The 8,400-nt window shown below is 61.8% G+C and carries 8 protein-coding genes; 2 read left to right on the top strand and 6 right to left on the bottom strand.

The window, feature by feature from the left end:
• Positions 1-272: 272 nt before the first annotated feature.
• The gene (locus tag ACM62R_RS11000) at positions 273-1,259 is read right to left on the bottom strand and encodes a 2-hydroxyacid dehydrogenase (RefSeq protein ID WP_415184104.1); all 987 of its coding nucleotides are present in this window, start codon (positions 1,257-1,259) and stop codon (positions 273-275) included.
• 153 nt (positions 1,260-1,412) lie between these two features.
• On the opposite strand from ACM62R_RS11000, the gene ACM62R_RS10995 reads away from it, so the two are divergent.
• Both ACM62R_RS10995 and ACM62R_RS10990 read left to right on the top strand, forming a co-directional pair.
• Positions 1,413-1,988 (top strand): SH3 domain-containing protein, encoded by a 576-nt coding sequence (locus ACM62R_RS10995; RefSeq protein WP_415184103.1) that lies wholly within the window; start codon positions 1,413-1,415, stop codon positions 1,986-1,988.
• A 97-nt stretch (positions 1,989-2,085) separates the two neighbouring features.
• Positions 2,086-2,988 carry a cation diffusion facilitator family transporter gene (locus ACM62R_RS10990; protein WP_415184102.1) on the top strand — a complete coding sequence of 301 codons (903 nt, stop codon included), beginning with the start codon at positions 2,086-2,088 and terminating at the stop codon, positions 2,986-2,988.
• Between the two features lie 57 nt (positions 2,989-3,045).
• On the opposite strand, the gene ACM62R_RS10985 is transcribed toward ACM62R_RS10990, so the two are convergent.
• The 5 genes from ACM62R_RS10985 to dut all read right to left on the bottom strand — a co-directional run bounded on the left by ACM62R_RS10985 (position 3,046) and on the right by dut (position 8,375).
• Positions 3,046-5,064: a M3 family metallopeptidase gene (locus ACM62R_RS10985; protein ID WP_415184101.1), complete on the bottom strand. Its 2,019-nt coding sequence runs from the start codon at positions 5,062-5,064 to the stop codon at positions 3,046-3,048.
• 98 nt (positions 5,065-5,162) lie between these two features.
• A complete protein-coding gene (locus tag ACM62R_RS10980) occupies positions 5,163-5,963 on the bottom strand; it encodes an amino acid ABC transporter permease (protein WP_415184100.1) in 801 nt (266 codons plus the stop codon).
• A 20-nt stretch (positions 5,964-5,983) separates the two neighbouring features.
• Positions 5,984-6,772 (bottom strand): transporter substrate-binding domain-containing protein, encoded by a 789-nt coding sequence (locus ACM62R_RS10975; protein WP_415184099.1) that lies wholly within the window; start codon positions 6,770-6,772, stop codon positions 5,984-5,986.
• Positions 6,773-6,859: 87 nt separating this feature from the next.
• A complete protein-coding gene (locus ACM62R_RS10970; protein ID WP_415184098.1) occupies positions 6,860-7,906 on the bottom strand; it encodes a HesA/MoeB/ThiF family protein in 1,047 nt (348 codons plus the stop codon).
• Between the two features lies 1 nt (position 7,907).
• Complete coding sequence (gene dut / locus ACM62R_RS10965; RefSeq protein ID WP_415184097.1) at positions 7,908-8,375, bottom strand: dUTP diphosphatase; 468 nt, start codon at positions 8,373-8,375, stop codon at positions 7,908-7,910.
• Between the last annotated feature and the right edge of the window lie 25 nt (positions 8,376-8,400).

Genomic DNA, 8,400 nt, shown 5'->3' with positions numbered 1-8,400 from the left:
ACAACGACGAAACCCTTCCTCCAGGATGGGTCGATGCGAACTCGCGAGATACCCTCCGATGCATCAATGAGCTTTGCCATCCGCTTCTTCTCCTATCGACTGGGATGATCGGCAGATAGGGCAAGGGAAGGACGAATGGAAAAGCTCGCATCGTAAAGGCTGCGAGCTTCAACATTTGCCGTCAGGGGCTGGGGCAGACAGCCCCCCACGCCACCCCCTTTGGGGGCGTCTCCCCCCGAGAGTATTTTAGCCCAAAAAAAGCGAGAGAGCCTTTACAGCATCCCTGGCACCACCAGATCGGGCGGGCGGTGGCCATCTGCGAAGGTCTTGATGTTGATGATGACTTTTTCACCCATTTCGACCCGACCCTCAAGCGTGGCCGAGCCCATATGCGGCAACAAGACCGCATTGGGAAGTTCACGCAGGCGCGGGTTGATGTCAGCCCCGTGTTCGAACACATCGAGCCCCGCGCCGGCAATTTCGCCCGCGCGCAGCATCCGTGTGAGCGCGTTTTCGTCGATCACCTCGCCGCGCGAGGTGTTGACGATCACCGCGCTGGGTTTCATCAGCTTTAGCCGGCGCGCGTTCATCAGATGAAACGTCGAGGGTGTGTGCGGGCAGTTGACAGAGATGATATCCATCCGGCTGACCATCTGATCAAGGCTTTCCCACCAGGTCGCCTCGAGTTCGGCCTCGACCTCGGGGCGCAGGCGTTTGCGGTTGTGGTAATGGATCTGCATCCCGAAAACGCGGGCGCGCTTGGCCACCGCCTGGCCGATCCGGCCCATACCCAGAATACCGAGACGTTTTCCGCCGATCCGCCCCCCCATAAAGCCGGTGGGCGACCAGCCTTTCCAGTTGCCGGTCTGCATTTCGGCCTGCCCCTCGGGGATACGTCGGGTGACGGCAAGGATGAGCGCCATCGCCATATCGGCGGTGTCTTCGGTGACAACGCCGGGGGTATTCGATACGAGCACGCCGCGCTGACGGGCGCTGGCAATGTCGATATGGTCGACCCCCGCGCCATAGTTTGCGATGAGTTTGAGCTTTTCGCCCGCCTGCGCCAGCATGTTGGCGTCTATCGTGTCGGTGACACAGGGCACCAGAACATCGGCACGGCGCATTGCAGCGGCCAATTCCTCGCGGGTCATGCGGTCATCGGTTTCCCGCAGTTCCACGTTGAACAATTCCGTCATCCGGGTTTCAACAACCTCGGGCAACCGTCGCGTCACGACAACACTCAGGCGCGGTGCGGGCATGGCGGGGTCTCCTCTCTTCCAAACTGCGTCACATGGGTGCAAAGTGCCGTGCAACGAGGCGCGGCACAAGGCCTTGATGATAGAGTATGGAGCTTGCGGCGATTTAGGACAAATATCCGATCTGCGCGGGCAAGACAGGCGGACGGTTTATATATGGGTTCAAGGTCTTTTATCGTCGTCGCGGCGCTAAGTGCGGCGCTGATGCAGGCGGGCATGGTGGCGGCGCAGGATCAGCCCGCAAACGAGGCTGCTGCAAACAGCGCCGCAAGCCCCGACGTGGCCATCGCCCAGACCGCGGCCAAGCGGGGCACTGTGACGCATCTACCGCTGCCGCGGTTTGTATCGTTGAAAGGCAGCGCCGGAAACGCACGGCGCGGCCCCTCGCTAAGTCACCGGATCGACTGGGTATTTCGTCATAATGGCATGCCCTTGCGTGTCACCGCCGAGTTTGGGCATTGGCGCCGTGTTGAAGACCGCGATGGCGCAGGCGGTTGGGTGCATTATGCGCTGTTATCGGGGGTCCGAACCGTAATCGTGCAGGATGATATGACCGAACTGAAGGCTCGTCCCGACCCAGAGGCGCTGACCAACGCCCTGGCCGAGGCTGGCGCGATTGCCAGACTGGGCGAATGCAGTCGCGATTGGTGTGAGATTTCTGCGGCAGGTGAAAAGGGATGGGTGCCGAAAACCGCAATCTGGGGTGTCGACCCTGATGAGGTGCGCGACTGACCCTGAACATCAGATCCAGGAACGGATGCGTGGACATGACACCTGAATGTGACATTGCTAAAACGCACCCGACCCTACCGCGCGACAGGAGCTGAAGATGCGCAGTGATACGTCTTTGAACCTGTCGGCCGGGGTGGCCTCGGTTATGGTGGCGTTCAGCCTTGTATTGCTCAAACTTTGGGCTTTTTCTGAAACGGCATCGCTGTCTGTGGCTGCATCACTGACCGATAGTGTGATGGATCTGTTGGTATCGGTTGCAGGTCTGTCCGCCATTTTCTACGCCGCGCGCCCCCCTGACGAGGACCACGCGTTCGGCCATACCTCGGTTGAGGATCTTGCGGCATTGGGGCAAGCGTTGATCATCGCGGGTTCGGCCGGGGTAATTGGCTGGGCGGCGCTGCACCGGCTTTCTGGCGCTTCTCCAAGCCGGTTGAGCGCGGAAGTTACGGGAATCTGGGTGATGGCGGTATCTGTGGTGCTGACGCTGGGGCTGGTGCTTTGGCAACGGCGGGTGGCGGCACGAACCAGGAATCGCGTGGTTGCTGCGGATTCGCTGCATTACATCGGCGATCTTTTACCGAACCTTGGCGCAATCCTGGCGCTTTGGGTCTCGGCGCGATTTGGGGTTGATCGGATTGACAGCCTTGTTGCGTTGGGTGCGGCGGCAGTGATGATCTACGGTGCCGCAAGAATCGGTAGCGGGGCCTGGAACGCGCTGATGGACCGTGGGGCGGACCCCAAAACCGTTGCAGCCATTGCGCAGATCGCCCGTAGTTGGCCAGGGGTTTGCGGGTTTCATGATCTGAAAACCCGCACCGCGGGTAGCCGGATTTTTGTTCACCTGCATATTGAGTTGAACGGTGATTTATCTCTTCGGGACGCGCATGCCATTGGGGCAGCGTTGAAACGCGCAATCATTTTTGCCTACCCAAACGCTGACGTGATCATCCACAAGGATGTAGCCGCCCCGGCAACTGTGCTGCCAGAGCGCCAAGAATGAGTATTTGGGCCAAACAAAAGCTGCTTTCGATCAGCCCGAGGCTTTCCCGCCCGAGGATCATATCGCGTCGATCAGCCCGCGCCCTTTCAGCATCGCCTCGACGCCGGGCATCTTGCCGCGAAACGCCGTGTAAAGCTGGTCGGCGGGGCGCGAGCCACCCGTGGAGAGGATGAATTTCTCCAACCGTTTGGCGGTGGCCGGGTCGAACGGGTCGCCGGTTTCTTCGAAGGCGGCAAAGGCGTCCGCGTCCATCACCTCGGACCACATGTAGCTGTAATAGCCCGAGGAATACCCGTCGCCGGAAAACACATGCGCGAAATGCGGTGTGGCGTGGCGCATGGTGATTGCCCGCGGCATTCCCAGATCGGCCAGCACCCTGGCCTGCGTCGCCATTGGATCGGCGGGGGCGGCGCCTTCGTGGAACGCCAGATCGACCAGCGCCGAGGCAAGATATTCCACCGTTGCAAAGCCCTGATCATAGGTCGAGGCGGCCAGCAACCGGTTGCGCAGATCTTCGGGCATCGGCGCGCCGGTCTGATAGTGGCGCGCGTGACGGGCGAGAACCTCGGGCACCTCCAGCCAATGTTCATAAAGCTGACTTGGCAGTTCCACGAAATCACGCGCCACGCTGGTGCCGGAAATGAACGGATAGGTCACATCCGACAGCATCTGATGCAGCGCATGGCCAAATTCGTGAAACAAGGTGCGCGCGTCATCCCAGCCAAGCAGGGCGGGATCGCCCTTGGTAAAGTTGCACACGTTGACCACGATGGGCCGCACCTCACCGCCCAGTTTGCGCTGGCTGCGCATGGCCGAACACCACGCGCCCGAGCGTTTTGATCCGCGGGCGAAATAGTCGCCCAGGAAAACCGCCAGATGCTTGCCGCCGCGAGTCACCTCCCAGCCGCGGACATCCGCGTGGTAGAATGGCCCGTCCAGTGCGCGAAACTCCAACCCGAAAAGCCGCCCCGCCACGTCGAACATCGCGCCCAGCATGGCCTCAAGCGACAAGTAAGGTTTCAGCACGGCTTCATCCAGATCATGCTCGGCCTTGCGCCGGGCCTCGGCGTAGTAGCGCCAGTCCCAGGGTTCCAGATCGCCGTTAATGCCGTCTTTGTGCATCATCGCGGTCAGCACCCCGGCGTCAGCATCGGCCTTGGCCTTGGCGGGGGTCCAGACGCGCATCAAAAGATCGCGCACCTTGGCGGGTGTGCCGGCCATTTCGGGTTCAAGCTTATAGTCGGCGAAACTTTTATACCCCAGCAATCTGGCGCGTTCGTCGCGCAGCGCCAGTATCTCGGCTGCCAAAGCGCGGTTATCTGTCGCGCCGCCGTTGGCACCGCGGGCGATCCAGGCTGCATGGGCGATTTCGCGCAGATCGCGGCGCGGTGAAAACTGCAAGAACGGCACGATCAGCGACCGGTTCAACGTCAGAACCGGGCCCTCAGCGCCGCGCTCGACCCCGGCGGCTTGGGCGGCTGTCACCACGAAATCAGGCAGGCCGGCAAGGTCTGCTTTGGCCAACGGGTAAGACCAGCCCCGTTCATCGGCCAGCAGGTTTTGGCTGAAGGCGGTAGAAAGCACCGCAAGCCGTTCCTTGATCTCGGCCATCCGGTGCCGATCTGCGCCTTTCAGACCGGCCCCCGCGCGTTGGAACATTTGCCGATAAAGCTTTAGCACGCGCGCCTCTTCTGGCGTCAGGTTCAGGCTATCGCGGGTGGCCCATAGTGCCTCAATCCGGGCAAAAAGTGCCGGGTTCATCGTCACCTCAGACGAGAACGCCGCCATCTTTGGCGCCAGATCGCGCTGAAGCGCCTCACGCGCGGGGGTGCTGTCGGCGCCGGCAAGGTTGTAAAACACACCCGACACCCGGTCCAACACCCCTTCGGCCAGTTCCAACGCCGCGATGGTATTGGCAAATGTCGGCGCCGCGGGGTCTGCGCCGATGTCCGCAATCGTGGCCCGCGCCTGATCCAACGCGATTTCAAACGCGGGGGCAAAATCGGCATCCGTGATCGCGGCAAAGGGCGGCAGGGCAAATTCCCCGGTCCAATCGGTCAGCAGCGGGTTGGTCATGGCAAATCTCCTTTGTGGCGGAACCTAGGGGGCGCGATTGGAAAGCACCAGACTGGCGTTTGCCCCGTGGTGGGAAAAGGCATGTCATCGCTTGGACGCTAGCCGCGCAGGCCCCGTCTGCGCAGACGCATTTCCAATCGGCGCAGCCCCAGCGACAGGCCGATGGTCATTGTCAGATAGATCAGCGCCACCATGTTGTAGGTTTCAAAATACCGGAAGTTTCCGGCCGCCGTTACCTTGCCCAGCTGGGTGATATCGGCCACCCCCAGCACAGACACCAAGGAACTGTCCTTGACCATCGCCACAAAGTCATTGCCCAAGGGTGGCAGGATCGTGCGAAACGCCTGCGGAAACACAATGTGGCGAAAGCGTTGCCAGCGGTTCAGACCCAATGCCTCTGCGGCCTCGGTCTGGCCAATATCAACCGCCTGCAACCCCGCGCGAAACACCTCTGCGATGAAGGCGGAATAAGCCAGAACCAACGCCAGAACCGCGCGCCACAGCAGTGAAAAATCCCGCGTGCTTAGCGCGCCAAGACCCAAGGGTTCCGCCGCCCAGTTCCACGCTGCAATCAGCGCGGGCGTCATCGCAAAGGCCACATAAAGCAGCAGCACGATGATCGGAATTCCGCGCATCACCTCGATATATAGCCGTGCCGCCTGACGCAGCACCAGCCAGCGCGACAGCGTCGCCACCGCCAACGCCAGCCCCAGAATCGAGGCCCCGAAAAAGCCCACCAGCGTCACCATGACGGTGATGCTGATCCCCTTTGACAAGGTAGCCAGAACCCTGGAATAGACCGGGTCAGCCGCGACCTGCCAAAACAGCCAAGCCCCCACCGCACACAGCACGACCAGCCACCACGGAAAATCCTTTTTCGGCCGCGCTACAGGTGTCATCGCGCTGTGGCCCCCGCGCGCTATTGGCCCATCTTGTAGTCCAAAAACCACTTTGTATTCAGCGCATCCAACGTGCCGTCAGCCTTCATTTCGGCAATCGCCGCGTTCACCGGCGCCACCAGATCCGAGCCTTTCGGGAAGATGAAGCCAAAGTCTTCGGCCCCAAGCTTTTCCCCGATAATCTTAAGCCCCCCATCCGAGGCCGCCACATAGCCGTTGGCCGAGGTGCTGTCCGTCAGGGCAAGATCCACATCCCCCGCGCGCAGCGCCTCGACACCGGCGCCAAAGGTTTCAAACATCTTGATACGCGGGTTTGCCTCGTCACCATCAAGCACCTCATAGACGCCCACATAAAACGGTGTCGTGCCCGGTTGCGCGGCCATCAACAGGTGCGGATCAGCGGCGAAACCCGCCGCATCGGCAAAGCGCGTCTCATCGCCGCGCACCAGCATCAGCATTTCCGACCGCATGTAGGGGTCGGAAAAATCCACCTGCTCCTTGCGATCATCCCGGATCGTGATTCCGGTCATGCCAATATCAAACTGCCCACCCGACACCGCCGGGATCATCGCATCCCAGCTTGAATTTTCGTATTCCACCTTGAAATTCAGCCGCTTGGCAATCTCATCCATTGCGTCATATTCCCAGCCCACAGCGGTTCCAGAGCTGTCAACGAATTGCAGCGGCGGGTAGGCATTTTCGGTGACGACCGTCACCGCGCGCCCGGCCAGATCCGGCAATTCGGCATGGGCCGCCCCCACAAAAGAGGCGCATCCAAGGGCGAAGGCTAGGGCAACGGCGGTTCTCATCGGGCAGGCTCCTGTCACATGCAGTTTTGCCAGACATTAAGGCCAGCCGCAACGCGCGTCCAGTTCCCGCATTGATAGTGGGGCGGCTTACCCGTTCGCGGCATGTACCGCGCCACAGACCGCGCAATCAGCACGCCGAGTGACCGTGATCTGACGGTTTTCCCCCCAAAGCGCGTCATAGATCACCAGCCTGCCACGCAGCGCCTGCCCGGCCCCGGTGATTTCCTTGATCGCCTCGACAGCCATCATCGCGCCAACGACACCGGGCAAAGCGCCCACCACCCCCGCCTCAGCACAGGCCGGGGCCAGCCCCGCTGCGGGCGCCTGCGGAAAGACACAGGCAAAACAGGGCGCGCCACGGGCCGGGTCATAGAGGCTTAGCTGCCCTTCCCATTGGGCAATCGCGCCGGAAATCAGGGGCTTATGGGCCGCCACCGCAGCCGCGTTCACCATGTAACGGGTCGCGATATTGTCGGTTCCGTCAAGGATCAGGTCATAATCGGCAAAAAGCGGCCCCGCGTCTGCCTCCGTCAGGCGGCGGTTATAGGGGCGCACAATCACATAGGGGTTCAGCGCGCGCATGGCAGCCTGGGCGGAAAACACCTTCGGCTGACCAATCCGGGCATCCGTGTGGATCACCTGCCGTTGCAGGTTCGAGTTTGACACGACGTCGTCATCAATCACCCCGATCGTGCCCACCCCCGCCGCCGTCAGATATAGCAGCACCGGAGAGCCCAGGCCCCCTGCCCCCACCACCAGCACTTTCGCGCCCTTCAGCCGTTTCTGGCCCGCACCGCCAACCTCACGCAGCACAATATGGCGGGCGTAGCGGTCCAGTTCCGCGGGGGCAAAGGTGCCCTGCGACGGGCCGGGCGCCGCGACCGCGCGCGCGCGAAGTGCGGCCAACCCCCGCCGATAAAGCTGGATGACGACCACCGCCACACCCAGCCCGGCCCAAAGAACAAGGCTCCCTCCGATAGCCTCACTGACTGGATTGGCGGCCGGATAAGTCACCAGATGCGCCCCCACCAGCGCCAGCCAAAACACGGTCAGCATCGCCCAGATACCGCGCGCCGGAACCTTCAAAAACAGCCCCAACCCGACCAATGCCGCTGCCAGAATCAAAACCACCATATCACCCCCGCCCGGTCGATCCGAACCCGCCATCGCCCCGCGTCGTTTCCCCCAAGGCATCGACCAGCGCAAACCCGGCCTGCACTACCGGCGCTATGATCAGTTGCGCAATCCGGTCGCCATGATGAACCGTATAGGGCTCGGCCCCCAGATTGACCAAAAGCACCCCCATGGGGCCGCGATAATCGCTGTCAATCGTGCCCGGCGTGTTTGGCAGCGTGATCCCATGTTTCAGCGCCAGCCCTGACCGGGGGCGGATCTGCACCTCAAATCCGGGGGGAATTTCCACCCGAAGCCCGGTCGGCACAATCGCGCGCTGCATCGACGCCAGCGTAAAGCCTGAGTCGCGGTCCTCTGGCCGCAGGTTGGCGCGCACATCCGCCCCCGCCGCGCCCGCCGTCGCATATGACGGCAGTGCAATGGCCGCATCCGCCCAGTCTTCGCGCAGAATTTTCAAAATCAGAGCCATCGCCCCTTCCTCTTACCGTATCAGA

Origin of the sequence: Phaeovulum sp., from assembly GCF_047638075.1 — a bacterium.
Classification (GTDB): Bacteria; Pseudomonadota; Alphaproteobacteria; order Rhodobacterales; family Rhodobacteraceae; genus UBA6197.
Note: the sequence above shows the minus strand (reverse complement) of the source record. Positions and strands in the feature narration are given on the sequence as shown.

What these genes read in the sequence shown, in the direction of transcription:
- ACM62R_RS10990 (WP_415184102.1), top strand. Translation starts at nt 2,086, where the DNA reads ATGCGCAGTGATACGTCTTTGAACCTGTCGGCCGGGGTGGCCTCGGTT.
- ACM62R_RS10980 (WP_415184100.1), bottom strand. Translation starts at nt 5,963, where the DNA reads ATGACACCTGTAGCGCGGCCGAAAAAGGATTTTCCGTGGTGGCTGGTC.
- ACM62R_RS10985 (WP_415184101.1), bottom strand. Translation starts at nt 5,064, where the DNA reads ATGACCAACCCGCTGCTGACCGATTGGACCGGGGAATTTGCCCTGCCG.
- ACM62R_RS10975 (WP_415184099.1), bottom strand. Translation starts at nt 6,772, where the DNA reads ATGAGAACCGCCGTTGCCCTAGCCTTCGCCCTTGGATGCGCCTCTTTT.
- ACM62R_RS10970 (WP_415184098.1), bottom strand. Translation starts at nt 7,906, where the DNA reads ATGGTGGTTTTGATTCTGGCAGCGGCATTGGTCGGGTTGGGGCTGTTT.
- ACM62R_RS10995 (WP_415184103.1), top strand. Translation starts at nt 1,413, where the DNA reads ATGGGTTCAAGGTCTTTTATCGTCGTCGCGGCGCTAAGTGCGGCGCTG.
- ACM62R_RS11000 (WP_415184104.1), bottom strand. Translation starts at nt 1,259, where the DNA reads ATGCCCGCACCGCGCCTGAGTGTTGTCGTGACGCGACGGTTGCCCGAG.
- dut (WP_415184097.1), bottom strand. Translation starts at nt 8,375, where the DNA reads ATGGCTCTGATTTTGAAAATTCTGCGCGAAGACTGGGCGGATGCGGCC.